The following is a 24,614-nucleotide window of genomic DNA, read 5'->3' on the forward strand; positions in this document are numbered from 1 at the left end:
AAAAGGCATCCGGTTCAGATGACCGAATGCCTTCTTACGTTATTCGACCTTCATAATCTTTCCGGCACACTTACCACAGCGGTATTTCGTGCAATCCATTCTTCTTCGTCTTGGGTAATCTAACCCGCAGGCTGTACAGCGGTACATGTGCAGCAGTGCTCTTTTTGCCGGGCGCTTTACAAGCGGCTTACAATGACGCGGCGAATTTGTTTGTTTTAGAAGCTGTTTGAAATCCTGATCACCGTGCTTATACCCCTTGCCTTCTAAATGAAGATGATAATGACAGAGTTCGTGTTTGATAATTCCGATCAGCTCTTCCTCATCATGGAGTTCAATGACGAGCGGGTTAATCTCTATAAAGTGATCGGCCAGCTTATAGCGGCCGCCAGTTGTCCGCAGTCTGCTATTAAAAACTGCCTGATGAAGAAATGGTTTATGGAAAACATCAATTGAAATACGTTCAACCAGCTGCTGTAGTTGTTCTTCTGACATGCTGATTCTCTCCTTTATTTCTTAAGAGGAAGCATGGACAATGCAATACGTCCTTTTTGACGGTCGACAGAGTCTATCCATACCGTAACAATATCACCCGATGCAACGACGTCCAGCGGATGTTTGACATATCCCTTCTTCATTTTGGAGATATGAACCAGTCCGTCTTCGGAAACACCAATGTCAACAAACGCGCCGAAATCCACCACATTACGGACCGTTCCCTGCAGCTCCATCCCTTCGTGCACATCTTTAATATCCAGAACGTCTGCTTTTAATAAAGGCTGAGGATAATCATCACGCGGGTCGCGATTCGGACGCCGCAGCGTCTCTATGATGTCCCGAAGCGTAATTTCCCCTACATCCAGCTGTTCAGCGAGTTTTGGAACATCTACCTGTCCCAGTGCAGCTGCTGCCTCTTCAGTGCCAAGCTGCGTTTTATCCAAGTTCAGTTCTTTTAATACTGCTTCTGCCACTTTGTAGCTTTCCGGGTGAATACCCGTTGAATCAAAACGTTCTGCCGATTCCGGTATACGCAGAAAACCGATTGCCTGTTCATAAGTTTTGGCGCCAAGTCTCGGAACTTTCTTTAAATCCGTGCGTTTTGTGAACTTGCCTGCTTCTTCCCTCGCCTTGACAATATTCTCCGCCACAGTTTTTGATAACCCTGAGACATACTGCAACAGTGAGGATGAGGCGGTATTGACGTTGACCCCCACTCTGTTCACCGCTGTTTCTACAACAAATGAAAGGGAGTCCGTTAGATTCTTTTTCGCGACGTCATGCTGGTATTGCCCGACGCCAATGGAACCGGGATCGATTTTCACGAGTTCCGATAATGGATCCTGCAGACGGCGCGCAATAGATACAGCACTTCTCTGTTCGACTTGAAGGTCTGGAAATTCTTCTCTCGCTTTCGCAGATGCAGAATAAACACTGGCGCCAGCTTCATTGACGATTACGTAGGAAACCGGCTTGTCCGCTTCTTTAATCAAATCAACGATGAATTTCTCTGTTTCTCGTGATGCTGTACCGTTACCGATGGCGATGATGGATATCGGGTATTTCTTCAATAAATCCATAATGACCTTTTTCGATGCTTCTTTTTGAGGTTTTGGCGGGTGCGGATAGATGACGGAGATATCGTGAAGTTTTCCTGTTTCATCTACCACCGCCAATTTGCATCCTGTTCTGAATGCAGGGTCCACGCCGAGCACGGTTCTCCCTTTTAACGGCGGCTGTAATAATAGGCTGCGCAGGTTTTCTGAAAACACATGGATGGCTTGTGTTTCAGCAGTTTCTGTCAGCGCAGTCCGCACTTCCCTTTCAATAGAAGGAGCAATTAACCGTTTGAATGAATCTTCCAATGCCTCTTTTATATATGGTGCTGAAGAGGATGGGTTGCGTTTGAGGTACATGCGCTCAAGATCGCCGACAATTCGTTCAGCCGGAAAACTTACACTGACACGCAATACGTCTTCTTTCTCTCCGCGATTAATGGCCAGCACCCGGTGAGGAACGATTTTATTCAGCGGCTCTTCGTATTCATAATAATTTTCAAAGACTTTCCGCTCGTCTTCTGCACCTTTTTTCAGCCCGGCCGCCAGTTTGCCTGACGCCCATGTGGTTTTTCTGATTTTTTCTCTCATCGCTGCGTCTTCTGATACTCTTTCCGCAATAATGAACTTTGCGCCTTCCAACGCGTCTTCTGCAGTATGGATTTCTTTTTCAGGATTGATATACGATTGTGCTGCAGTTTCAATATTTTCAGATGACTGCTGCATCAGTTGATCCGCCAAAGGCTCCAGGCCATTTTCGATAGCGATCATTGCTTTTGTGCGGCGTTTTTGTTTATAAGGGCGATATAAGTCTTCGATTCGCTGCAATACCGTCGCACGTTCAATTTCTGCTTTTAACGCATCATCCAGCTTTCCTTGTTCTTCTATTAAACGAAGGACTTCCTCTTTACGCTGCTCAAGGGATTTCACATAATGATAAGCGTCTTCAATGTCTTTTATCTGGACTTCATCGAGTGAACCTGTTGCTTCTTTACGGTAACGTGCAATAAAAGGTACTGTGTTGCCTTCTTCTAACAGTGCGATGACACTTGCCGTTTGGCGTTTATCAATTCCTGCACGGCTTGCAGTTGCTTCCATAAGATCTCTTGACAATTCAACCACCCTTTCTTCATTCCATATAATAGCATGTATTGAAACTAGTTTCCTGCGGCAGCCATTTATTTTCAGGCACAAAAAAACCGCTTCAAATTAATGAAGCAGGTTGGCAGCGATGAATGTTGCATCATCCTGATCTCCGATAGTATCTTCAATCTTCTTGTACAACTGATACGGAGTGGAGTTTTCCTGTAAATACTTTTTAGGGCTGCGTAAATTCACACCGTCTGAATGAAGGAAGAACCGGTCGTTACGATTATACGGGTACCGCTGCGCACGGGGTGTTTGCGGCCGTCCCGATAAATAGCCCATGACAGGCAGCGGATAAATCATTTGACCGTTTGATTGCAAAATATAGAGGCGGATATTGCCGACACAGCTATACTCCAACGTTTGCTGTGCAAAGTATACTTTTACAATCCCCACTGCCGCACCGCGCTTGCGAAGCATTTGTTTATTGCAGCGAAGCAATAAATCATCAGGCGATTCATGGTGGTAGGCTGCCAGGACTTTCGGAATCACTTCAGCAGATTCTTTCGCCTCGGTACCGCTTCCCAGTCCGTCTGCAATTGCGCAAATGAAATAATCTTCTTCTGAATGAATGTAGTACGCATCTCCAGAATCTCTATTGCCTTTTTTAGACTGTTGATATATATATGCCTCTACATAGTCATTCTCGAAAGTTTCCACTAATTCGCACCACCACTCGTAAGAATTGCTTCCTGTAGTTTTTTAATCGCTTTTCGCTGCAGCCGGGATACATGCATTTGTGAGATATCCAGCAATTCACCAGCTTCTTTCTGACTCATCTGATCGATATATGTATACTGGATGATCTGTCGTTCCCGCTCGCTCAAAACGTTCAGTGCTTCCAATACAAGCATGCGCTGGTCTGTTTTCTCAAAACCATCATCGGTTTCCCCTATAATATCGAGCAGTGTAATCGTTCCGCCTTCTGAGTCTGCATCCAATGTATGATCGATAGAGAGTGCCTGATAGCTTCTGCCCATCTCCATTGCTTCGAGCACTAATTCTTCGTCAGTGCCGAGATACTCTGCAATTTCATACACCATCGGCGAACGCTGGAATTCTATTGTCAGCGCTTCAACCGCCGCTTTAATTTTTGGTCCAAGTTCCTTGATTCGGCGGGGCACATGAACGGCCCACGTCTTATCCCGAAGAAAACGTTTAATTTCTCCAATAATTGTAGGGACAGCAAACGCTTCAAAGTTCCGGCCCTGTTCCGGGTCATAGCGGCGGATTGCACCTAACAGGCCGAGCATCCCGGCCTGCACGATATCCTCATGATGGGATTGGCCCCGTGAATATTTGCGCGCAATGGAATGAACCAGTCGTTCATAATGAAGGACCAGCTGCGTTTGTGCATGTTCGTCATTATTCTCCTGATAATCATGTATCCATTGAATAACTTGTGCTTTTGTTTCATTATCACGAGAAGACTGTTGATTTGACATGGTCCTCCCCCCGCTCTCTGCCCAAATACTTGGTCATGAAAACAATGACACCCTCTCCCTGGTCAACTTTTACTTCATCCATTAAAGTTTCCATTAAGTAAAGCCCTAACCCGCCTTCTCGCAGGGGAGAGTCTTCATTCCAGTCTTGGTAGGGACCGACCTTCTTCTTAGTTTCTTCGAAATTAAAGCTTTGGCCGTGATCTGTTACGACGATTTCAAGACGATCTTCGTAAATTGCACAGCCTAAAATCACTTCACCTTTTTTTTCATCAGCGTATGCGTGCTGCACCGCATTCGTCACAGCTTCACTCGCCGCAATCTTCAAATCTTCAATTTCATCGTATGTAAAACCTACACGGCTGGCAAGACCTGAGATCGCTAATCGGGCCACGCCAACGTATTGGGCTTTAGCTGGTACTTTAATCTCGATGTAATCAAACGCCTGCATTATCTTCGCCACCTTTTGATTGTTCTATCTCCATAATATCGCTGAGGCCTGTAATCTCGAACAAACGGTAAAGGCGCTGATTCAATCCTTTAATCACTAAACTTCCATTATTCGCTTTCACTTCTTTGTAAAAACCTACGAATACACCTAAACCAGTACTATCCATATAGTTTACTTCAGACAGATCCAGTTCAACTTCCATTCCTGCAGCCTGTTCTAAATTTGCCAGATGCTCTTTTAGCTTTGGCGCTGTATATATATCAATTTCTCCGATAATCTTGAAATTATGAACTAAATCTTTATCTACTTGCTCTACTTGTAAATTCATTTCGCCACCCCGATCGGTTTCTCTATTTTTAAGTGTCCACAGCTGCCTTGCCCGCTGTGCACTCCTTGTTTTATACCCACTTCCAAAATTATTAAACCTTTATTTTGTTTTTTTCAAAATAACCAGTGTGAAGTCATCATGCAGCTGGTAGTTTTGCATTTTGGAAAGTTCATTAAATAAATAGTCGACCATCGCCTGTGCACTTTCCGAGCGCACATCGCGAAGCAATTTCTCAATGACGTCCAATTCAATAAAGCCTTTTTCCGTTCTTGTTTCGGTCACGCCGTCTGTCATAATCGCAATAAAATCGCCATTATTCAGATGGACTGTCCGCTCTTCATACTCTGCTTCTTCCTGAACACCCAGCAATAACCCTTTGCTTTCAAGCAAGCTGAATTCATCCGCTGCTGCGCGATAAAAAATTGCCGGTTCGTGGCCAGCTGAAGAGTAGCGGAATATTTCATTATCTGTATCGTACTTTCCATAGAACATGGAAATGAACATCGAATCGGCAACGCTTTTTTCTACCATCTTATTGATGATGCGCAGAACTTCAGAAGGACTTCTTTTTTCGTATCGCATACTGTCCATGCCGAACTTCACCATGGACATATGCATCGCTGCCGAAATTCCTTTGCCGATAATATCCGCAACCGCGAGGCACACCTCATGTGTTGTATCATTCAGGAAATAGACGTAATCGCCGTTCATTTGCTTCGCCGGTCTGGAAACCCAGCCGATTTCCAGCCCCTCCACTACAGGAGCGGCTGTTTGTAATAACGTGTTTTGCACACGAACTGCAATGTCCATCTCTGTTTGAATGGCTTCCTGCTTGCGGATTAAACTTTGATGTTCTTTTAGTGCCAGTCCATAATGAATCATCATTTCAATTAAGAAATCGAAAGACACGCCTACATCTGCCGGCAAATCGTCGATCAGCTCTTCAATAGATGTCTTATGAATACTGATGACATCTTCCGGCGCAATATTCTTTTCAATAAAGCTTCGGCTGAATTGCTGACCCAAATAAAGGTCTTCTTCACCCTGGGAGCGCAGATAATTCTCCAGCATTTGCTTATACTGCTTACCGGCTTCCTGTGGCAATACTCCTCACTCCTAGTGCAACCATTTCGTCGCTGTAATAGTGGTACCGACACCCACTTCTGTTTCTATAGTAAAATCATCCATTAATCGTTTAACACCAGGCATTCCTGCGCCCAGACCTCCCGAAGTGGTATATCCGTCTTCCATCACTTTTTGCAAGTCTGAAATCCCCGGACCTTCGTCAGACGCTTTGATGATCAGCCCTGCCCGTTGACCGACCTTGACAGATTCAATTTCAATCCGGCCTTTTCCCGCGTATAAGTAAATATTTCTTGCCAGCTCACTGATGGCAGTCGTGATTCGGGCTTGGTCTACCGTGCCAAACCCTGTACTTTTGGCTTCATTTCGCCCTAACTGTCTGGCAGCAACAATATCCCATTCCGTTTTGATCTCTATAGAAGACCTGTGTTCCATGGTCAGGCCTCCAATTCTCTAGTCAATTTCTCTAACCCGTTCTCCAAATCTAATGCAGTGGTTACATTCTCCAAACGGATGCCTAATTCAATTAGTGTAATGGCTACAGACGGCTGAATTCCAGTAATAACAACCTTCGCGCCCATGAGACCCGTCATATGAATCACATCTCCCAAAACTTTGGCGATGAATGAATCAATGAAATCAATAGGAGTCAGATCGATCACTACACCGCGCGCAGAGGTCTTATGCAGCTGATTCAATAAATCTTCCTGGAATTGCAAAGCAGTCTGGTCATCTAATTCTACTTGTATCGATACAATCAATGTGTCTTTAAGTTTTAGAATCGGGATTCGCATCTTCATCCTACTCTTCCTCCTCCACAATTGTACGTCCTGTCATTTCAAGCGCTTTTTGCATACCTCTTCGCAATGTGCTTGTCGTCGAAAAGTCAGTCAGGTTAATGCCCAGTGTAACAATCGTCTGTGCAATTTCAGGCCGGATACCAACCAGCATACATTTCGCTCCAACTAAGCGAACGGCATCTGCAGCCTGGATAATATGGTGCGCCACCATCGTATCTACAACAGGAACACCGGTGATGTCCAGCAGAACCACTTCAGCACGCTGCTTGACCACACCTTCAAGCAAATTTTCCATAATCAATTTCGCACGTTCCGTATCGATTGTACCGACCAGCGGCATAACAGATATTTTATCAAATACAGGAATAAGTGATGCCGAAAGCTCTTGTAAAGCAATTTTCTGCAAGCTGTCCGTCCGCTCCCACTTTGTCGCATACTCTTCTATAATACTTTCACGCAAGGGGTTGATCCAGTTGGAAAATATACCGATTCCTTGACGCAAATTAGATTCGTCCAAGATACCTTTCTCGAAAAACAATTCATATACTACAGACGAAAATGTATCAATTGCACGGTTGATAAATTTAATAGACCAGCCAAAATGAATAATTTTCTCTGTGAACTCGTCCAATCGTTCCTTGTCCACTTGCTCGCGATTCGACAGATTCGATGTCATCAGTTCCGTGAACTCTCTGCTCGTTGTCGCTACCACAGCTGACGGCATTAACTCCAGAAAACGTTCATCGGTGCTTCCTTTCATAGACTCTATCCACCGAGTGGTGATTGTATCTATATTTTCGGATATACCTTTCTTCATGACTTCATTCATCGGTATTGATTCCTCCCTAGACTTCAGTTATCACTATTGTATCGAAAATCTGCAAAAACTACATGTTTTAACTTGTATTTATTAAAAAACTATAGAAAAACACTATAACCGGTTGGCTATAGTGTTTTTTTGAGCAGCCATTCGGCGCTGGTATCATTCTGCTATAAATGATGATTGGAATATGTATGCTAAAATTTAATAAGCCCGAAGCTTACCTGCAATGCTTCGTCGACTTTTTTCATTAACGCATCGTCTAAGTGTGTTATTTTGTCTGTGAGCCTCGACTTGTCGATCGTGCGGACTTGCTCGAGCAGGATCACTGAATCCCGCTCGAATCCATGCCGCGCCGCTGTAATTTCGACATGTGTCGGCAACTTTGCTTTTTGTATTTGCGCAGTAATGGCTGCCACAATCACTGTGGGACTGAACCGGTTGCCAATGTCATTTTGAATGATCAGCACCGGTCTGGTCCCTCCCTGTTCAGAACCGACTACAGGCGACAAATCTGCAAAAAAGACGTCTCCGCGTTTAATTGCCAACTTTTCATCCTCCGCTGACGCAACGTTCCACGGTATGCTGAGCTTCGAATTCCGCATATAAACATTCTGCCGCTATGTTGAGGTTGATTTGCGACATTTCCACATAACCTCTGATCATGGCTTCGCGTATTATGGAAGCTTCACCATTCTTGATATGTTTCTCACCTGTCATATAAACGAAATCTTCTTGCACTTGCTCCCATTGAAAGATTGCGTCTTCATTTTGCTGTTGCAATCTGGTTGAGGCTATACTAATTATTCTTTTTTCGTTTTTATCCGTACGCAAATCGAGCACCTCCGACAAACCCATCCCTTTATTTCTATATCAAATCTATCTTACCATTTATATTGTAGTATGAAAAGACAAGGTTTGAAGTCTTATGACAAGAAATACAAGTTTAGTCGTTAGTTTGTCGAAATGAATAGTCACTGCGTCATATATTTCGCCGGATAGTTTCAATCCTTTTACATGTGAACTCTGGGTATCCGCGTTGAAAATGTTACAGCGATCTCATACGGGATGGTGTGTAACCGGGCCGCCCATTCTTCCATGGTGATCTCTTCACTGCCTTGACTGCCTATCAGTACGACTTTTTCACCTTCAGGGTATTCACAGGGTAGACGGATCATGCATTGATCCATGCAGATCGTGCCGACAATTGGAACCCGTTTGCCGTCGATTAACACTTCCTGCCCTGTCAGCGAACGTTTTAATCCGTCTGCATAACCGATCGGCAGTGTACCGATCCATTCCCCTTCAGCTGCTTCGTACTTTCCGCCGTAGCTGATTTTTTCACCAGCCGCTGTTCTTTTCGCATACACTAATTCCGTTTCAATCGTCATGGCTTTTTCAAGCGGGAACGGCAAACATTTCGCCACTTCGTCTGATGGCGCGATGCCATAAAGACTGATGCCGTAACGGACTGCATCCAGTGCATATTCTGGAAATACTAATGCAGCTGCACTGTTGGACGCATGCACAAGACGCGGTTTTTCAGGCAGGCAGTTCACCAGACGCATAAATCGCTCAAATTGCCGCCGGGTAGGCTCCCGGTCTTTTTCATCCGCACGTGAGAAGTGTGTAAATATCCCGTCAATGGACAGAGGGGTTTCATTGATGCAAGCAATCAGCTGCATCAGCTCTTCCTCAGTCCGTACTCCGATTCTACCCATTCCGCTGTCGATTTTTACATGAACTCTGCATTTTTTATCAGCTATTTTCTGTCCGATGAGCTGTTTTACCCAATTTACGCTTGTTACCGTCAGAATAATATCATGCTCAGCCGCCACACCTGCGAACGAAACAGGCGAACAGCCCAGTACGAGAATGTCCACTGTCCGAATTATTCTTCTTAGCGTCATCGCTTCATCCGGTGTAGCCACGGCCAGCATTTCCGCTCCCGCCTCTACTGCAGCGGCAGCGGCCCGTGCAGCTCCGTGTCCATAACCGTCTGATTTGACGACAGCGATTAGTTTCGTGTTTTCAGGCAGAAAAGAAATGACCCGTTCAGCGTTACGCTTAATGGCAGCTGTATCTATAATTGCTCTGGTTGCACGATATTCTGTTTCGTTGAACATTTCGTTCCACCTCATTACAGGATAGACTGCTGAATGAATTAATTATCCATCCAACAGCCTATTCAAGTCAATTGATTCAGTTCCCCTTATTTCGACTCTGTTGCAGTCATCGAATTGGCGACGGTGATCAATTCTTCCTTACTTAACATATCCGACGCAACGAAGAATGCCATGCCGTTCGCTTCCCAATGAATCGACTGTTCCGTTAATGCCGCCACAGCGAATCCTAAATCGACCGGATCTCCTTCAATGGATACAGGCAGCTGATTCAACGGTTTTTCAGCAGGCTCCTGGATCACCACATATTCCTTCTCTCCGCTGAACGTCATGATAATGCGCTGGCCGCTCTCAATCTCTACACTCTTTTCATCTGACAGCGTTGTGCCTTCTAAATTAGCGGAAGGATAATAGGTTTGCTGATTTGCTTTCGCTTTCTCTTCCCCATCGTCTTTCGTTGATTCATTGTCATCAGATTCTGCCTGATCACCCTCTGCTTTTGGCTTTTCCATTTCCACTTTGTATTCAGCGACTTTATGTTCCACACCTAAAGCAATTTTGTCGAATTTGATGGCGATCTTTTCTTCCCCTGTTTCATCATGAATTGTCACCTTACTTGGCAGCAAGGTCTTTTTATCAATATGAATCTTCTGCGATGGCAATAGAGATTTATGATTATTGCGCGTTGCAGTTTCAAACACATATTCCTTTTCCTTCTCTTCCATTGTTGCATTCTTATCAGCCTTTATATCATCCGCCAGCGTCCCGATCAGATACCCCTGGCTGTTTTGTGCCGGCCAGTCACTTTGGAATTTATACGTTTTGCCTAATGACGGCGTAATAACAAACACGCCCTCCTCGTTACGGACGATCATCTGTGACTCATCACTGCCCGATTGTGTGACATTTACTTTGTAAAACTCCGGTTTTGTGTGCCATACTTCCACGCCGTACACCCGGGGCTCTGAACCTGTTTTGATTTCCATTGAGGCATTTAGTTCATAGCCTTTCGTTTCGTTCCACTTGCTGCTGAGTTTTTTTATTACATCTTCCTTAGAAGGCTTACCGCATCCTCCCAGTACCAGCATGACTGCTACGATTGCCAACAACATCATTTTCTTCCGCATTCTATTCATCCTTTCTCCAATCAATTCGGGTAGCTTATCTTATGAAAGGGATGAATCGAATATGCTAGCTTGTTTTAAATTCAGTTCAGGCACTGTCAGGATTCCATCAAAACCACCTGTGCCGCGGCGGCAGTTTGCGTGTGCGTGATGCTGATAAAGCCTCGTACAAGCTGCTTGCGGAAGTATAATACCGGGCGGCCGCCCGTTTCAGGGATGACTTCTATATCAAGGAAACTGCAATCGGCGCCAATACCGGTTCCCCGCGCTTTGGAAAATGCCTCTTTCGCTGCAAAGCGGCCTGCCAGATACTCCGTTTTTCGGTGACCGCTTAATGTTTCATAGGTTTGCAGCTCCCGCTCAGATAAAATCCGCTCACGAAATTTCGCATTGCGGCCGTCCAGACGGGCTATACGATCTAATTCTACGATGTCTAAGCCAATTCCTTGAATCACAATGAACATCTCCTTTCCATTCAAGTTGAATACTATGTATAATCAGTACAGAAGATTGAGGTGAAACCATGTTTATACGAACAGAAAATTTTTCACAGTATGTCCGCGCTTACCCTGTTGTAACATTTTTACTGGCACTAAATATTGGAATCTTCATCTATACATTGATTCCGGGTATTGGCGATCGGCTCTTTTTATTCGGTTTAGGTGATAACTTCCTCATTGCGAACGGTGAGTATTGGCGTTTAGTCACTCCGATGTTTTTACACGGCGGTTTTATGCATTTACTGTTCAATATGTTCTCACTGTTTGTTTTCGGTCCTGAACTGGAAAAAATCGCAGGAAAAGCACGCTTTATTACGATTTACATGTTAGCCGGATTATTCGGCGATATTGCAACGTACTTCCTGCAGCCTCCAGCTTACGCGCATGTTGGAGCAAGCGGTGCAATTTTCGGCGTGTTTGGTGCGTTCGGCGCATTGGTCTATTATACGAAGCATGCGTTCCCGCAGCTGAGACAGGTGATTCTGCCAATCATCGTCATCAGCATCGTGATGACGTTCGTCGGCACCAATATCAACGTGACGGCACATATCGCAGGACTGATCACCGGCTTTTTAATCGGGCTCAGCTTCTTCAATCCCAAGCGTATTGTGAGCTGGCGAAAAAGATAGCGCCATCCACCACCAGACAAGGTACACTTGTCTGGTTTTTTGTTATTACCTTATGGCCAGCAGAAACGAAGACTGGTGAAAGATTCGGACGCAGCTCCCAGAGCCAATCCAGCCGCTTTCTCATCTGCAATATTTAATCATCAAGAGCCGGACAAGATCAGCTGTCCGGCTCCGTTTGGAATTCTGCATTTTCCGGGTGGTACTCATACCAGGCCAGGAACTTCTCTGCTTCTTCCTGCGGCATATGCCGAATTGCCGGCGCATCGACAGTCATACCCGATTTGACATTCGCCGTGATCGTCGCAACATGTTTTCTTCGGTGGAAATAGTTTTGGTCCATCTCCATCGATTGTATTCGGGTCTTTTCGGTAAATACAGTCTGCCGGCTGATTATGCGGAAGCGCATAGTCAGCTGCTTCGGCAAGATCGTATACGCAGCGGTTTTATACTGCCAGACGCCGTGCAGCCAGACTAACGGAAGCAGCAACAAAGCGAGCAGGCCGTACGGGAAAAAGTGGTACGAAACAATCGCTATCGGAATCAATGTCAGAAACAGTTTAAAGCGGTAATAAAAATGTTTTCCTCGCCGGCCAATGCTCTCTGCCGGCTCACTGAAATCGATAGTTGGAAACAGCTCCTGCAGCGGTTCAATGATTCTGTTTCGCTTCGCCAATGGGAACAGTTTAATGCGGGAACCTTCCCCCACTCCGCCGGCACTGTTTATAACGACAGCGCCGTATCCGAAGAGCTGCCGGAGCGGATTTTCGGCAATCGTAATATTTTGCACACGTTTTAATGGAACGGTAACCCTTTTCCTCTCAAGCAATCCGCGTGTAATGACCAAATCATCTTTCTCGCGCATCACTTTAAAATCATAATTTGCAAGGAACGTCATGACAACTGAAAGCAGCCAGACAACCGCGAATCCCAGTAATACCATAATCGTTATGACGAGGACGCCAAAACGGATAAACGATTCCAATTCTCCAAACAGCCATTCAAATGGAATAAGTTCTTCAATTTGAGACAAAAATACAAACGCTCCTGATAAAATAACGCCAATTCCGCCTGAAGTGGTCGCAAGCATCAGCAAGTCGCCTGTCGTCATAGAAAAAATGACGGGTGCCGGCTGCGTACCAGCAGGCAGTTCCTCCGTATCTCTGATCAGCTGCCAATCATTCTGATCAGACCTTACAGGCATCGGTCCAATCATTCGTATTTTCTTTGCCTTCTGAATTTCCTGTTCAATCTGCTGCGCTGCCTCTTTCGTAATCGCGGTCAATTCTGCTTCCGCATCTTTGCCTGAAGACGAACCTGCTGTTTCGATTTTCACTTTCACCAACTGAAACGGACGGTGAAAGATTCCTTCCGTATAGTCAAGGCTTTGAATACGGTCGAAGGGAATATAACGCTTTTTCCGCACAAACAATCCCGATACTATGCGCAGCTCCTGATCTTCAAACCAATAATCGAAGCGGCGCCACTTTACTACGCCTGAAATCAAGATGGACAAAATCAGCACACCGAATAAGAGTAATGACCAGTACTCGGCATACCAAGGCGCCGTGCCTTCCCCTTTAAATCCGTTTACCACGACTAAAATGACAAATGGGCCGATCATCTCTTTCAGCGCTTTCGCTGTTTCCACGACGGCCGATATCCAATGAAGTTTATACCGTTGTTCAGACATCATCTTTCGCCACCCTTGCAAACGTGGAAATGCGATTGCGCAGTTCATCTGCTTCTTCCGTCACCAATGCAGGAATCAAATGATTGGTCGCGGCGGTGGAAATGGTGATAGATGCCAAACCATATTTACGCAGGATAGGGCCTTCCGCCGTATCGACATGCTGGACACGCACCATTGGAATAAGCGTGCGATTCACGATGAATAATCCGTGCTGCAACTCAATCTCCGCTTCGCGCACTTCATAACGCCAGCGCTCCCAACGAATTTTCGGGAATAAATAAATAGAAAAAAAGAAAAAGAAAAGTACAACAATTACAACGGCAATCATGATCCAGACCGGCCATTCAAATAAGTATGAGAGAAAGCCCAGACCGGCTGCCACGGCCAGAATGATCAAACTTTGTATAATCCCATATAATCTCCACACGGTTAATCCTTTTCTGGAAATCTGGTTTGCAGGTTGCTGTCTCACTGGATCCACCTCTTTCTGAGTTCCTGTCAGTATATTTGGAACAACTGACATCTCGTTTCATTCTAGTCGATCATATCATATTAAAAGCAAAAAAATCCGGGCTGCTAAAAAGCAGATCCGGATTTTGTAGTTTCTATTTTATCGCTCTGAACGATTACTGCTGCGTCTTGAAGATCCGCTGTCTCTTCTGCCGCCATCGCGCGGTCCGCTGCTGCGTCTCGATCCGCCTGAACCGCCGCTGAAGCTTCTTCCGCGTCCGCCTTGTGAACGTCCGCCGCTGCGGTTGCCGCCTTTATAGCCGCCCGAGCGTGAAGATGGTCTGCGTGAAGGAAGCGGGCGCTCTTCTGTAATACTTACAGGTGTCTCATCAACGTCTTTAGTCAATGATTTTAGAGCTGCTGCCACGATTTCTTTCGCATCATATTTCTCAAGCAATTGTGCTGCAAAACCAGCATAATCTTCTGAGTTTTTCTGCTCAATTGCTTCGCCAAGAGTTTCTACCGCAATTTTCTTCTGTTCAAGCAAAGCTTCATCAGAAGTTGGCGGCTTTAACGGAGTCATACGCTTCTTGGTTGTTTCCTCCACAATACGAAGGTAACCCATTTCACGCGGTGTTACGAATGTAACAGCGATTCCGCTTTTGCCTGCACGGCCTGTACGGCCAATCCGGTGAACGTAACTTTCAGGATCTTGCGGAATATCAAAGTTATAAACGTGTGTGACACCTGAAATATCCAATCCGCGTGCAGCTACGTCTGTTGCTACCAATACATCGATTTTATTGTCTTTGAACTGACGCAATACAGACATACGCTTCGCTTGTGTTAAGTCACCGTGGATTCCTTCAGCAATATAGCCGCGGATACTTAGTGCATGTGCAAGCTCATCGACACGGCGCTTAGTGCGTCCGAACACGATGGCAAGTTCCGGCTGCTGAACGTTCAATAATCTTGATAACACATCAAACTTTTCACGTTCGTGAGATTTCACGAAGAACTGTTCAATGTTTTCAACAGTCATTTCTTTTGATTTGATTTTAACAATTTCAGGGTTTTTCATGAATGTTTCTGCAATTTTGCGGATTGGAGCAGGCATTGTTGCTGAGAACAGCAACGTCTGGCGCTCAGCCGGCACACTTGCAAGAATCGTGTTGATATCTTCAATGAATCCCATGTTCAACATTTCATCCGCTTCGTCCAATACAAGTGTCTGAACGTTATCAAGCTTCAATGTTTTACGGTTAATATGGTCTAAAATACGTCCTGGCGTACCGACAACGATGTTTGGATTATTGCGCAGTGCACGGATTTGACGCCCGATTTCCTGTCCGCCATAAACGGAAAGAACTTTCGCGCGGCTGCCGTAGCCTACTTTATAAATTTCTTCTGATACCTGGATTGCTAATTCACGAGTTGGTGCGATGACCAATGCTTGAACCGCAGTACTCTTTGGATCCAATTTTTCTATGATTGGAATACCGAATGCTGCCGTTTTACCAGTACCTGTCTGCGCTTGCCCGATTACGTCGCGGCCTTCCATACCAAAAGTGATTGTTCCCTCTTGGATTGGAGTTGCCTCTTCAAACCCCATACGCAATAATGCCTTTTGTGTTGTTTCACTAATATTTAATTCTGAAAACTTCGTCAAAATATCCATTCTCCTTTATTTCTTCATTTGACAATTGGTTACATCTGCAAATGAAAGCGCGGCAAATTCGAGCCATGTACTTTGAAAGTTGGGAGCGTTTCCGATATATCCATCTCTGGGCTGAAAAAAGAATCTTCTAGAAGGATTCCTGTGGGTGCAGAGGGGTCATATCAATTACACCTATCGTAATTGCGTCCAGATTTTTATGCAGCACAATGTAAAACCTGTGACATACAAGGAAAGCCCGGTCCTTGCCGAGCGGTGAAAAGAGCAAATCATTGCTAGTTTGCCTAATTATCACCGTTTTATTCAAAAAAAAGTACTCTCCGTAAAATATAACGGAAGAGTGCCGTGTAAATGTATCCAATTCCTTTCATCATTCTACCACGGCTTACGAAAGACTGCAACGAATCCGCTTAAGTTCCATTAATCAGTCTTCAGTCAGAAACTGCAGGACTTCCGAAAACCATACATGGCGGTCGTCACTGTAGCAAATATGGTGTTTGCCGTGTTCAGAATAAATCAGATGCTTTTCTTGTGAGCCAATTTGTTCATACAGTGTGTCCGCCGTAACGGCCGGGACAATTCCGTCCTGCTTTCCCTGTACGATGCAGACTGGCGTTGTGACTTTGCGGTGATAAGGGCGCACCATACGGACGATGCGCAAAAACTCACCTGCCGCCCGAACCGGCGTATTCGCGAGTTTATAGCTGTATAAATGGTAAAACGAATCAGGCGGATAATTTTTGCGCCTCGATGACTTTATCATGACACCAACGTCTTCCAATAAAATCCTCGGGCTGATATACTTCGCCGCTGCACTCAGCAGAACAAGCTTTTTGATTGGATAGCGCAGCGACAAATACATAGCAATCAGACCGCCCATTGAAAAACCGATGACAATCACGTCGTCGACTTCTTTCCGCAGACGCTGCAATTCCAGTTCCGCCGCCATCATCCAGGATTTCGCCGATCCTTTCTGCATACCCCGCCCGAGTTCGTGCCCGGGCAGGACAGGCACAACAACTTTCCAATTGGTGTTTTCGCGCAAGAACAGTCTGAGCGGCGCAACTTCAAAAGGTCCGCCCGTGAATCCGTGAACAATCAGGACACCTGTAGTCACGATGTCTTCACGCGGAGCTTTTCAATAATCCGTTCCAATTTCATTCCTCTGGAGCCTTTGAATAGCACCGCTGTCTGCTCTGATAACTTTGGTTTTATTGCATCTGCCAGCAATTCCGTGTCATTCGAAGTCCACATGACGTCTCCGGGATAATCTGTCAGCTGGTCAGCCAGCCATTTCATCCGGGGTCCAAAGAGCGCGAGCCCCTGCAGATCCATTTCCCGCAAGTCTTCCGCAAGTTCTTCGTGATAACGCTGTTCGTCCGGACCAAGTTCCAGCATATCGCCAAGGACGAGCCATTTATTTTCTTTCACAGAAGTGTCCTTCATAAAACGGAAAGCTGCGCGCATGGAAGTAGGTGCGGCGTTATACGCGTCATTAATCAGCAATGAACCGTTGATCCCTTCCACCGGCTGCATCCGCATATCTGTCAAAGTCGTCTGTGCCAGTGATTTTTCAATCTGCTGTTCCGTCAACCCTAGTTCTTTTGCAATTAAGATTGCAGCCAGGGCATTTTTCACTTGATGGGCACCGTAGACCGGGATTGTATACTGGCCTTCCAGCCGGCCGGACACAGTAAACACACTGCCTTTGTCTGTCGACTCGATCTGCTGTACTGTCAAATCCGCTTGTGTATAGCCAAACGAGGCACTGCGCAGCGGCTGCTGATCCGCCACCAATTCCTGCAGCAGCGGCTCATCACCGTCATACAGCAGCATGCCGTCATCTGCCAAACCGTCAATAATTTCAAATTTAGCTTTTGCAATCCCTTCACGGGAACCCAGATCTTGCATATGGGCTTCCCCAATATTTGTAATGACCGCGAATCGGGGTGCAGCAAGCTTAGACAAGAAAGAGATCTCACCGAATCCGCTCATTCCCATTTCAAGTATCGCTACTTCCGTGTCATCTTCGACCGCCAGCAAGGTCAGCGGCAAACCGAGTTCATTGTTGAAGTTGCCTTCTGTTTTCTTCACATTGCGGTAAGGTGACAGGACGCCTGCCAAAAGATCTTTTGTGGACGTTTTGCCGTTGGAGCCCGTTACCCCGATGACCGTACATGTCAATTCAGCGCGGTAGCTGCGCGCCATTTGCTGTAATGCCTGCTCTGCATCGTCTACAAATATCAGAGGAATATCCGCTGGCGGGTTTGGTTCGTCTTTCAGCCAAAGAGCTGCGACTGCGCCTTGCTCGATTGCGCCTGGTACGAATCGGTGGCCATTTACATGTTCTCCTCTAAATGGAATGAACAGATCTCCTGTCTGTACATTCCGGGAATCGATGCAGACCCCTGTCACTTGCTGCTGTGCGATATGCTGTCCTTCCGACTCCAGCCATTGCTGGATCGTTGATAGATTTCGTTTCACGTTACTTCCTCCGCTCAGTCCATTGTATATTGTAATTGCTGTTTTTCCGTGTGACGTTCCACTGCCAGCTCAATCAGCTGATCGATCAGTTCGGGATATGTCAGACCGGATTTCTGCCAAAGCAATGGAAACATACTCGTCGGTGTAAAGCCAGGCAATGTGTTTACTTCATTAATCAATACCTCGTCATCCGCCGTGACGAAAAAGTCGGCACGCACAAGTCCTGCACAATCGAGCACTTTAAATGCACGGATCGCCATATCTTTCATATGCTCTGTGACAGCGTCCGGGATTTCTGCAGGTATCGATAACTCTGTACTTTGATCTTGATATTTAGCTTCATAGTCATAAAAGTCGGCAACCGGGCGGATTTCACCTGCAACTGATACTTTGGGGTGATCATTTCCAAGGACTGCCATCTCAATTTCACGGGCAGTAATTCCCTGTTCGATAATGATTTTGCGGTCGAATTTTAACGCCAAATCGACAGCCTTCCGAAGAGATGCGCGGTCTTCTGCTTTACTGATACCGACGCTCGATCCCAGATTAGCCGGTTTGACGAACATTGGATAAGATAATTTCTGTTCGGCCTGATCCAGCAGCTGCTCTGCATGGTCTTTCCACGCGCTGCGGATGAAGTGCACATACGCCACTTGCGCTAAACCTGCCTGCGCGAATAATTGTTTCATCACTACTTTGTCCATGCCTGCCGATGAAGCAAGGACGCCATTGCCCGCATACGGAATATTTAACACTTCAAACAGCCCTTGTACAGTTCCGTCTTCGCCGTTTGTTCCATGCAGAAGGGGGAGAATCACGTCAGGCATATCCCCTTGTAAAAAGCTTTCGATATGATCCGGCTGCGGCTGTTCATTTTTCAGACGCAATGTTTCTATTTCTGCAACAGGTCCGGTTAACGGCTCGCCTTTTAGCCATTCGCCCTGCATCGTAATGTAGATCGGCAACACTTCATATTTATCTAAATCAAGCGCTTGTGTGACTGCACGCGCGGTTGACAGCGATACTTCATGCTCCGCGGATTTCCCGCCATATACTAATCCTAACCGTTTTTTCATGTAATCTCCTCGCATTCCGTAGTTTTCATTCATACAGTTTACCATGAACGAAGCCATTTCATGAATGAAAAACCAACGTTCTCCATTCTTTTTACTTACGGCAGAAACCAATTGTTTCAAAACTCGTCCAGTAATGGGTGTACTTCTTAAAAAGTTTTGCGATATAATAGGTGATTATAGTGGGAGATTACTAGCTCCAGAAAAGGTGAGTTATCTATTGAAACAAACAAACAGGCTTAGTGAACGATTCGATTGGACACTCGCCTTTATCATTTTACTTTTTGCGATTATTAGTTTTTTTGTCATTGGATCTGCTCAAACGTCTGAGCAATATACGCAAAACTTCGTCTTAAAACAAGTCAGATGGTATGTACTCGGGTCCTTTATCGTTGCGATGGTCATGTATTTTGAACCTGATCAGTATAAAAAGTTCGCATGGTATTTCTATGGTTTCGGCATTCTTCTATTGATATTCTTAATGCTTGCACCCGGCGGACCGGGCCAGATTGCAGAAATGCGGTATAATGCCAAGCGCTGGCTGCATTTGCCGGTGATCGGCACCATTCAGCCTGCTGAGTTCATCAAAACTTTCTTTATTCTTGGTCTGGCCAAAATGGTCAGCACGCATAATGAACGTTCGCTCCACCGCACATACGCAACGGATTTACTTCTGCTGGGCAAAATTGCTTTGATGCTGATTGTGCCGTTATTCTTTATCATGAATCAGCCTGACCTTGGGACATCACTCGTATTTATTTCAATTACTGCTGCCGTTGTCATCGTGTCAGGCATTTCATGGAAGCTCCTCGTGCCAATCTTTTCTTTGGGGGCAGTTTCAGCTGCGGGGTTGCTGTGGATGTCCATCTACGCACAGGATCTGCTCGACAAATTCGGTTTTTCACCTTATCAGTTCAAGCGAGTTTATTCCTGGCTTGATCCGTATTCGTACCCTACCGATGAAGGGTATAACCTGATTACAGCAATGACCGCCATCGGTTCGGGGGAACTGACAGGCAAAGGGTTTATGGAACGCGTTGTCTATATTCCAGAAAATCATACAGATTTTATTTTTAGTGTCATCGGTGAAGAATACGGCTTTATCGGCGCCTGCGTGGTCATTACATTGTATTTCATTTTGATTTATCACTTAACGAAAGTCGCGCTTTCCCTGCATGACACGTTCAGTGTCTATGTCTGTACAGGCGTTATCGCGATGATTACGTTTCATGTGTTTGAGAACATCGGCATGAATATCCAGCTGCTGCCAATTACAGGGATTCCTCTTCCGTTCATCAGTTACGGGGGCAGCTCTTTGTTCAGTAATATGCTGGCGATTGGCCTAATTTTCAGTATGAAGTTCCATCAGCGAACGTATCTGTTCGATGCAGATGATGATGACTTACTGTAAATGCGCGCCGCTTCCCCTTTCCGCGCAGTCACAAATTGTGTAGACTATATAGGAAAGGGGGTTTTTTTATGTCAACTTTGCCTAATTGTCCAAAATGCCAATCCGAATATACATACGAAGATGGAAACCTTCTCGTTTGTCCGGAATGTGCATATGAGTGGACAGCTGAATCAATGGAGGAATCCGAGCAGTCCGGAGTGCCTGAGGTCAGAGACGTAAACGGAAACATTTTGCAGGACGGCGATTCCGTAACGGTGATTAAGGATTTAAAAGTTAAAGGAAGCTCAAACGCTTTAAAAATGGGCACGAAAGTGAAAGGTATCCGTTTAGTCGACGGTGACCATAATATCGATTGTAAAATTGATGGTTTTGGTGCTATGCAGCTGAAATCGGAGTTTGTTAAGAAAATCTAAATCTGAACCAGCAAAAAGCTCACCCCCGAATTCATTCAGGCGTGAGCTTTTCGTTATGATACTACATTCAATTCGGTTGTACTGGCGGTGCTTGCACGGCGGGCGTCAGTGCCTGCAACATGTCACTTCTGGATTTTGTGAGTTTTGCGGAAACACCAAGCTTCGCCAAATTGGAAATAATCTTCTTGAAGTCCATTTCTTTAGCCACTTCTTCCACCTCAACCTTCTTAGTTATATAGACGTTTGTATAGCTCATGAAGTTCTTGTTTTTTCAAAAAATTTCTTGTTATCCCTATTATACCACTCTGATAGCATTTTTAATCTTTCATTTGTGTTACATTTGTACCTTTTTTGCAAGTTTTTTACCTCTTAGACATAATGCTAAAGCTTTGACATACCCCCCATACGTATATTACAGTGAAATTACAGGAAAGGTGGTGGAAACCGTTGACGTTACTTCCTGACGATCCCTCTATTGAGGAGATGGAAGTCTCCTGCCGTAAAAGTCATCACCCCGAAGATGTCAAAAAGAATTTGATTCATCGGCTGAACCGCGTGGAAGGTCAGATCCGCGGCATTAAAAGCATGGTAGAACGGGATGTGTACTGTGATGATATTATTACCCAGCTTTCCGCTGCTCAATCCGCATTAAACAGCGTGGCGAATGTTTTATTGGACGGGCATTTAAAAGGCTGTGTCAAAAACAGACTGGCTGAAGGCGATGAAGAAGTACTGGATGAACTGGTCAAAACCATATCAAAATTAATTAGAAAATAGGAGGAATTACAAATGAAAGAAACTACATTAAAGGTTACAGGCATGACATGCAATCACTGTGTACAGGCAGTCGAAGGAGCTTTGACTGAATTACCGGGAGTAGAACGTGCATTGGTTGATTTAAAAGCAAATACAGTTGCCGTACAGTACGATGATGCTGCTGTAACAGTGGCTCAGATGACAAAAGCTGTTGAAGATCAGGGGTATGATGTCGAAGCCTGAACAAAGGGGTGTTTTGCACCATGAATGAACAAAAAAGAGATATTACGATAACAGGCATGACGTGTGCTGCCTGCGCTAACCGGATTGAAAAAGGCCTTCAGCGAACTGAAGGTGTAACAGCAGCACATGTCAATTTTGCTACAGAGAAAGCGTCAGTTACATTCGATACGAGCCAAATCGGTTTGACAGAAGTAGAAGATCGAATCCGCAAACTCGGATATGATGTATTGATGGAAGAAGTGAACCTGAATATCAGCGGCATGACATGCGCAGCCTGTTCCGCGCGGATTGAAAAGGTGTTGTCGCGCATGCCTGGCATTCATTCCGCCACAATCAACTTGGCGCTGGAGACAGGTCATGTCGTTTACGATCCCGCCGCCTTAGAGCTGGCAGATATTTTGCAGAAAATCAAAAAGGTTGGCTATGAAGCTGTTCCCCGTACCGAAGAGTCGGCGGATCAGACCGACCACCGCCAAAAAGAAATTCAGGAAAAGACGCGTAAGCTGATCATTTCCGCCATCCTTTCCCTTCCGCTGCTGTGGACGATGTTCGCGCACTTCTCATTCACTTCCTGGATGTATGTGCCGAATATCTTTATGAATCCCTATTTCCAATGGGTATTGGCAACACCCGTGCAATTCTGGATTGGGGCAACGTTTTATAAAGGCGCGTACTCCGCATTGCGCAATGGCAGCGCCAATATGGATGTGCTCGTTGCGCTTGGGACGTCTGCTGCCTATTTCTATTCGGTCTATCTGGTTCTGATCGGTTCAGTGCACGGACTGTATTTTGAAACAAGCGCGGTCTTGATCACTTTAATTTTATTAGGAAAATTATTTGAAGCGCGTGCCAAAGGGCGTTCTTCAGAAGCTATTCAAAAACTGATGAGACTGCAGCCGCAAACAGCGGTTGTGGAACGCGGGGGAGAAATAGCCGAAATTCCGATTCACGAAGTAGTGCATGGGGATATTCTAGTCATTCGTCCGGGCTCTTCCATCCCTGTCGACGGAATCGTTCTGTCTGGATCTTCCGCCGTGGATGAGTCGATGCTGACCGGTGAAAGTCTGCCTGTCGACAAACAAGGCGGAGATGAAGTATTTGCTGCTACTGTAAATGCCAACGGTTCATTGCGGGTGGAAGCGTCGAATGTAGGAAAAGATACGATGTTATCTACTATCATTCGCGTTGTGGAAGAAGCACAGGGATCAAAAGCGCCGATTCAACGGCTGGCTGACCAAATTTCCGGTGTATTCGTGCCAATCGTGGTAGGGATTTCAGTCCTCACATTCCTTGTATGGTATTTCGCAGTTTCACCAGGTGATTTTGCCGCAGCTCTCACCAGTATGATTGCGGTATTGGTTATTGCCTGTCCATGCGCACTCGGTCTTGCCACCCCTACTTCCATCATGGCTGGGTCAGGACGTGCTGCAGAAGAAGGCGTATTATTCAAAACGGCTGAAGCGATGGAGCAGACGCGTTCTATCAATACAATCGTTTTTGATAAAACCGGCACCATCACGAAAGGGCTTCCGGAATTAACAGATTTCCATGTACGCACGAAAGATTCCCGTGATTCATTGCTGGCACTTGCCGCCGCGTCAGAAAGTGACTCAGAGCACCCTGTCGCAAAAGCCATCACAGCGTACGGGGTCGATCAGCTTTCTTCATTGCCGGCTGTCGATGCATTCGAGGCAATTCCCGGTTATGGAATTAAAACAGAAGTTGAAGGAAAAGTAATTTTACTCGGAACGAAGAAACTGCTTTCTCAGTACGACGTCACGTTTGACCCGCAGATTGCTTCTGTTGACCAAATGGAAGGACAAGGGAAAACGGTAATGTTTATGGCAGTTGATGGTGTGCATGAGGCAGTTATTGCGGTCGCAGATACTATTAAAGACACGTCCAAACAGGCGATTTCCGAATTGCGCGCTATGAACCTGGACGCGATCATGCTGACAGGTGACCAGCAAATGACGGCACAAGCCATCGCCGATACTGCCGGCATCGACCATGTGATCGCAGGCGTGCTGCCGGATCGTAAAGCAGAAGTAATCCGCTCACTGCAAGACGAAGGAAAACGCGTCGCCATGGTTGGTGACGGAATTAACGATGCACCTGCCCTTGCTGTTGCAGATATCGGAATGGCGATGGGAACGGGTACGGCCGTCGCAATGGAGGCAGCAGACGTGACACTGATGCATGGTGACCTGCTGCGTGTGGTTGATACAGTGAAAATGAGTGAATTGACCGTCCGGAATATTAAACAAAACTTATTCTGGGCACTGGCCTATAATTCGATCGGTATTCCCATCGCAGCCGCAGGTTTACTGGCACCATGGTTAGCAGGTGCTGCTATGGCATTCAGCTCGGTTTCTGTCGTCCTGAACGCTTTACGTTTACAGCGCGTGAAACTGCATTAATTA

Annotated in this window: 28 protein-coding genes; 6 read left to right on the forward strand and 22 right to left on the reverse strand. The window is 45.7% G+C overall.

All coding sequences use genetic code 11. The annotated features are described in order from the left end of the window. Positions 1 to 39 precede the first annotated feature (39 nt). The 15 genes from SporoP37_RS07485 to acpS all read right to left on the reverse strand — a co-directional run bounded on the left by SporoP37_RS07485 (position 40) and on the right by acpS (position 11,322). On the reverse strand, positions 40 to 492 hold the full coding sequence (locus SporoP37_RS07485) for a SprT family protein (protein ID WP_085430644.1): 453 nt from the start codon (positions 490 to 492) through the stop codon (positions 40 to 42). Positions 493 to 506: 14 nt separating this feature from the next. Next, on the reverse strand, positions 507 to 2,648 hold the full coding sequence (locus SporoP37_RS07490; RefSeq protein ID WP_081243072.1) for a Tex family protein: 2,142 nt from the start codon (positions 2,646 to 2,648) through the stop codon (positions 507 to 509). A 111-nt stretch (positions 2,649 to 2,759) separates the two neighbouring features. Continuing rightward, the gene (locus tag SporoP37_RS07495) at positions 2,760 to 3,356 is read right to left on the reverse strand and encodes a PP2C family serine/threonine-protein phosphatase (RefSeq protein WP_085430645.1); all 597 of its coding nucleotides are present in this window, start codon (positions 3,354 to 3,356) and stop codon (positions 2,760 to 2,762) included. Beyond that, a complete protein-coding gene (gene sigB / locus SporoP37_RS07500) occupies positions 3,356 to 4,141 on the reverse strand; it encodes an RNA polymerase sigma factor SigB (protein WP_081243074.1) in 786 nt (261 codons plus the stop codon). Before sigB ends, SporoP37_RS07495 begins: the two co-directional genes overlap by 1 nt. Beyond that, positions 4,116 to 4,589: an anti-sigma B factor RsbW gene (rsbW, locus tag SporoP37_RS07505; protein ID WP_081243075.1), complete on the reverse strand. Its 474-nt coding sequence runs from the start codon at positions 4,587 to 4,589 to the stop codon at positions 4,116 to 4,118. The genes sigB and rsbW overlap by 26 nt, the downstream gene beginning before the upstream one ends. Beyond that, positions 4,576 to 4,917: an STAS domain-containing protein gene (locus SporoP37_RS07510; protein ID WP_081243076.1), complete on the reverse strand. Its 342-nt coding sequence runs from the start codon at positions 4,915 to 4,917 to the stop codon at positions 4,576 to 4,578. The genes rsbW and SporoP37_RS07510 overlap by 14 nt, the downstream gene beginning before the upstream one ends. Before the next feature lie 99 nt (positions 4,918 to 5,016). Further along, positions 5,017 to 6,021 (reverse strand): PP2C family protein-serine/threonine phosphatase, encoded by a 1,005-nt coding sequence (locus SporoP37_RS07515; RefSeq protein WP_198160059.1) that lies wholly within the window; start codon positions 6,019 to 6,021, stop codon positions 5,017 to 5,019. A gap of 12 nt (positions 6,022 to 6,033) precedes the next feature. Further along, positions 6,034 to 6,435, reverse strand: coding sequence for an anti-sigma regulatory factor (locus SporoP37_RS07520; protein WP_081243077.1), 402 nt, complete (start codon positions 6,433 to 6,435; stop codon positions 6,034 to 6,036). A 2-nt stretch (positions 6,436 to 6,437) separates the two neighbouring features. Next, on the reverse strand, positions 6,438 to 6,800 hold the full coding sequence (locus tag SporoP37_RS07525; protein ID WP_081243078.1) for an STAS domain-containing protein: 363 nt from the start codon (positions 6,798 to 6,800) through the stop codon (positions 6,438 to 6,440). A gap of 1 nt (position 6,801) precedes the next feature. Beyond that, positions 6,802 to 7,629: an RsbT co-antagonist protein RsbRA gene (locus SporoP37_RS07530; RefSeq protein ID WP_081243079.1), complete on the reverse strand. Its 828-nt coding sequence runs from the start codon at positions 7,627 to 7,629 to the stop codon at positions 6,802 to 6,804. Between the two features lie 188 nt (positions 7,630 to 7,817). Beyond that, on the reverse strand, positions 7,818 to 8,168 hold the full coding sequence (locus SporoP37_RS07535) for a type II toxin-antitoxin system PemK/MazF family toxin (protein WP_081243080.1): 351 nt from the start codon (positions 8,166 to 8,168) through the stop codon (positions 7,818 to 7,820). Between the two features lie 4 nt (positions 8,169 to 8,172). Then, positions 8,173 to 8,478: a transcriptional regulator gene (locus SporoP37_RS17655; RefSeq protein WP_099662689.1), complete on the reverse strand. Its 306-nt coding sequence runs from the start codon at positions 8,476 to 8,478 to the stop codon at positions 8,173 to 8,175. 155 nt (positions 8,479 to 8,633) lie between these two features. Next, positions 8,634 to 9,746 carry an alanine racemase gene (alr, locus tag SporoP37_RS07545; protein ID WP_085430646.1) on the reverse strand — a complete coding sequence of 371 codons (1,113 nt, stop codon included), beginning with the start codon at positions 9,744 to 9,746 and terminating at the stop codon, positions 8,634 to 8,636. Between the two features lie 86 nt (positions 9,747 to 9,832). After that, positions 9,833 to 10,870 carry a LolA family protein gene (locus tag SporoP37_RS07550; protein ID WP_085430647.1) on the reverse strand — a complete coding sequence of 346 codons (1,038 nt, stop codon included), beginning with the start codon at positions 10,868 to 10,870 and terminating at the stop codon, positions 9,833 to 9,835. Positions 10,871 to 10,965: 95 nt separating this feature from the next. Then, on the reverse strand, positions 10,966 to 11,322 hold the full coding sequence (gene acpS / locus SporoP37_RS07555) for a holo-ACP synthase (RefSeq protein WP_085430648.1): 357 nt from the start codon (positions 11,320 to 11,322) through the stop codon (positions 10,966 to 10,968). Positions 11,323 to 11,390: 68 nt separating this feature from the next. Here acpS and SporoP37_RS07560 point away from each other — a divergent pair, with 68 nt between their 5' ends. Beyond that, positions 11,391 to 11,996 carry a rhomboid family intramembrane serine protease gene (locus tag SporoP37_RS07560; RefSeq protein ID WP_081243084.1) on the forward strand — a complete coding sequence of 202 codons (606 nt, stop codon included), beginning with the start codon at positions 11,391 to 11,393 and terminating at the stop codon, positions 11,994 to 11,996. Positions 11,997 to 12,153: 157 nt separating this feature from the next. Here SporoP37_RS07560 and SporoP37_RS07565 read toward each other — a convergent pair whose 3' ends face one another. The 6 genes from SporoP37_RS07565 to SporoP37_RS07590 all read right to left on the reverse strand — a co-directional run bounded on the left by SporoP37_RS07565 (position 12,154) and on the right by SporoP37_RS07590 (position 19,371). Then, on the reverse strand, positions 12,154 to 13,686 hold the full coding sequence (locus SporoP37_RS07565; RefSeq protein ID WP_158233547.1) for a PH domain-containing protein: 1,533 nt from the start codon (positions 13,684 to 13,686) through the stop codon (positions 12,154 to 12,156). Further along, a complete protein-coding gene (locus tag SporoP37_RS07570) occupies positions 13,679 to 14,158 on the reverse strand; it encodes a PH domain-containing protein (protein WP_099662691.1) in 480 nt (159 codons plus the stop codon). Before SporoP37_RS07570 ends, SporoP37_RS07565 begins: the two co-directional genes overlap by 8 nt. 138 nt (positions 14,159 to 14,296) lie before the next feature. Beyond that, positions 14,297 to 15,805: a degradosome RNA helicase CshA gene (locus SporoP37_RS07575; RefSeq protein WP_085430651.1), complete on the reverse strand. Its 1,509-nt coding sequence runs from the start codon at positions 15,803 to 15,805 to the stop codon at positions 14,297 to 14,299. A 430-nt stretch (positions 15,806 to 16,235) separates the two neighbouring features. Continuing rightward, positions 16,236 to 16,928 carry an alpha/beta hydrolase gene (locus SporoP37_RS07580; RefSeq protein ID WP_085430652.1) on the reverse strand — a complete coding sequence of 231 codons (693 nt, stop codon included), beginning with the start codon at positions 16,926 to 16,928 and terminating at the stop codon, positions 16,236 to 16,238. Beyond that, complete coding sequence (locus SporoP37_RS07585) at positions 16,925 to 18,295, reverse strand: UDP-N-acetylmuramoyl-tripeptide--D-alanyl-D-alanine ligase (RefSeq protein ID WP_085430653.1); 1,371 nt, start codon at positions 18,293 to 18,295, stop codon at positions 16,925 to 16,927. The genes SporoP37_RS07580 and SporoP37_RS07585 overlap by 4 nt, the downstream gene beginning before the upstream one ends. Positions 18,296 to 18,309: 14 nt before the next feature. Further along, positions 18,310 to 19,371: a D-alanine--D-alanine ligase gene (locus SporoP37_RS07590; RefSeq protein ID WP_085430654.1), complete on the reverse strand. Its 1,062-nt coding sequence runs from the start codon at positions 19,369 to 19,371 to the stop codon at positions 18,310 to 18,312. 217 nt (positions 19,372 to 19,588) lie between these two features. Between SporoP37_RS07590 and SporoP37_RS07595 the strand changes: the two genes are divergently transcribed. Both SporoP37_RS07595 and SporoP37_RS07600 read left to right on the forward strand, forming a co-directional pair. Beyond that, on the forward strand, positions 19,589 to 20,779 hold the full coding sequence (locus SporoP37_RS07595) for an FtsW/RodA/SpoVE family cell cycle protein (RefSeq protein ID WP_231293317.1): 1,191 nt from the start codon (positions 19,589 to 19,591) through the stop codon (positions 20,777 to 20,779). 68 nt (positions 20,780 to 20,847) lie between these two features. Further along, on the forward strand, positions 20,848 to 21,192 hold the full coding sequence (locus SporoP37_RS07600; protein WP_081243090.1) for a zinc ribbon domain-containing protein YjdM: 345 nt from the start codon (positions 20,848 to 20,850) through the stop codon (positions 21,190 to 21,192). A 67-nt stretch (positions 21,193 to 21,259) separates the two neighbouring features. Here the strand turns inward: SporoP37_RS07600 and SporoP37_RS16915 are convergent, their stop codons facing one another. Next, positions 21,260 to 21,448, reverse strand: a complete 189-nt coding sequence (locus tag SporoP37_RS16915; protein ID WP_157118624.1) for an Lmo0850 family protein — start codon at positions 21,446 to 21,448, stop codon at positions 21,260 to 21,262. 227 nt (positions 21,449 to 21,675) lie between these two features. Here SporoP37_RS16915 and SporoP37_RS07605 point away from each other — a divergent pair, with 227 nt between their 5' ends. From SporoP37_RS07605 to SporoP37_RS07615, 3 genes are read left to right on the forward strand one after another with little or no spacing between them, the layout of a single operon-like run. Continuing rightward, positions 21,676 to 21,969 (forward strand): metal-sensing transcriptional repressor, encoded by a 294-nt coding sequence (locus SporoP37_RS07605; protein ID WP_081244791.1) that lies wholly within the window; start codon positions 21,676 to 21,678, stop codon positions 21,967 to 21,969. Between the two features lie 12 nt (positions 21,970 to 21,981). After that, the gene (gene copZ / locus SporoP37_RS07610; protein ID WP_085430655.1) at positions 21,982 to 22,191 is read left to right on the forward strand and encodes a copper chaperone CopZ; all 210 of its coding nucleotides are present in this window, start codon (positions 21,982 to 21,984) and stop codon (positions 22,189 to 22,191) included. A 20-nt stretch (positions 22,192 to 22,211) separates the two neighbouring features. After that, a complete protein-coding gene (locus SporoP37_RS07615) occupies positions 22,212 to 24,611 on the forward strand; it encodes a heavy metal translocating P-type ATPase (protein WP_085430656.1) in 2,400 nt (799 codons plus the stop codon). Positions 24,612 to 24,614: the final 3 nt, after the last annotated feature.

Source organism: Sporosarcina sp. P37, from assembly GCF_002109365.1.
Lineage (GTDB): Bacteria > Bacillota > Bacilli > Bacillales_A > Planococcaceae > Sporosarcina.

Bases quoted from the DNA above. Each gene is read 5' to 3' on its own strand.
- SporoP37_RS16915 (WP_157118624.1), bottom strand. From the start codon at position 21,448: ATGAGCTATACAAACGTCTATATAACTAAGAAGGTTGAGGTGGAAGAA.
- SporoP37_RS07510 (WP_081243076.1), bottom strand. From the start codon at position 4,917: ATGAATTTACAAGTAGAGCAAGTAGATAAAGATTTAGTTCATAATTTC.
- SporoP37_RS07560 (WP_081243084.1), top strand. From the start codon at position 11,391: ATGTTTATACGAACAGAAAATTTTTCACAGTATGTCCGCGCTTACCCT.
- rsbW (WP_081243075.1), bottom strand. From the start codon at position 4,589: ATGCAGGCGTTTGATTACATCGAGATTAAAGTACCAGCTAAAGCCCAA.
- SporoP37_RS07525 (WP_081243078.1), bottom strand. From the start codon at position 6,800: ATGAAGATGCGAATCCCGATTCTAAAACTTAAAGACACATTGATTGTA.
- SporoP37_RS07530 (WP_081243079.1), bottom strand. From the start codon at position 7,629: ATGAATGAAGTCATGAAGAAAGGTATATCCGAAAATATAGATACAATC.
- SporoP37_RS17655 (WP_099662689.1), bottom strand. From the start codon at position 8,478: ATGGGTTTGTCGGAGGTGCTCGATTTGCGTACGGATAAAAACGAAAAA.
- SporoP37_RS07550 (WP_085430647.1), bottom strand. From the start codon at position 10,870: ATGCGGAAGAAAATGATGTTGTTGGCAATCGTAGCAGTCATGCTGGTA.
- SporoP37_RS07590 (WP_085430654.1), bottom strand. From the start codon at position 19,371: ATGAAAAAACGGTTAGGATTAGTATATGGCGGGAAATCCGCGGAGCAT.
- sigB (WP_081243074.1), bottom strand. From the start codon at position 4,141: ATGTCAAATCAACAGTCTTCTCGTGATAATGAAACAAAAGCACAAGTT.
- SporoP37_RS07520 (WP_081243077.1), bottom strand. From the start codon at position 6,435: ATGGAACACAGGTCTTCTATAGAGATCAAAACGGAATGGGATATTGTT.
- SporoP37_RS07490 (WP_081243072.1), bottom strand. From the start codon at position 2,648: ATGGAAGCAACTGCAAGCCGTGCAGGAATTGATAAACGCCAAACGGCA.
- copZ (WP_085430655.1), top strand. From the start codon at position 21,982: ATGAAAGAAACTACATTAAAGGTTACAGGCATGACATGCAATCACTGT.
- SporoP37_RS07565 (WP_158233547.1), bottom strand. From the start codon at position 13,686: ATGTCTGAACAACGGTATAAACTTCATTGGATATCGGCCGTCGTGGAA.
- alr (WP_085430646.1), bottom strand. From the start codon at position 9,746: ATGTTCAACGAAACAGAATATCGTGCAACCAGAGCAATTATAGATACA.
- SporoP37_RS07615 (WP_085430656.1), top strand. From the start codon at position 22,212: ATGAATGAACAAAAAAGAGATATTACGATAACAGGCATGACGTGTGCT.
- SporoP37_RS07605 (WP_081244791.1), top strand. From the start codon at position 21,676: ATGGAAGTCTCCTGCCGTAAAAGTCATCACCCCGAAGATGTCAAAAAG.
- SporoP37_RS07600 (WP_081243090.1), top strand. From the start codon at position 20,848: ATGTCAACTTTGCCTAATTGTCCAAAATGCCAATCCGAATATACATAC.
- SporoP37_RS07485 (WP_085430644.1), bottom strand. From the start codon at position 492: ATGTCAGAAGAACAACTACAGCAGCTGGTTGAACGTATTTCAATTGAT.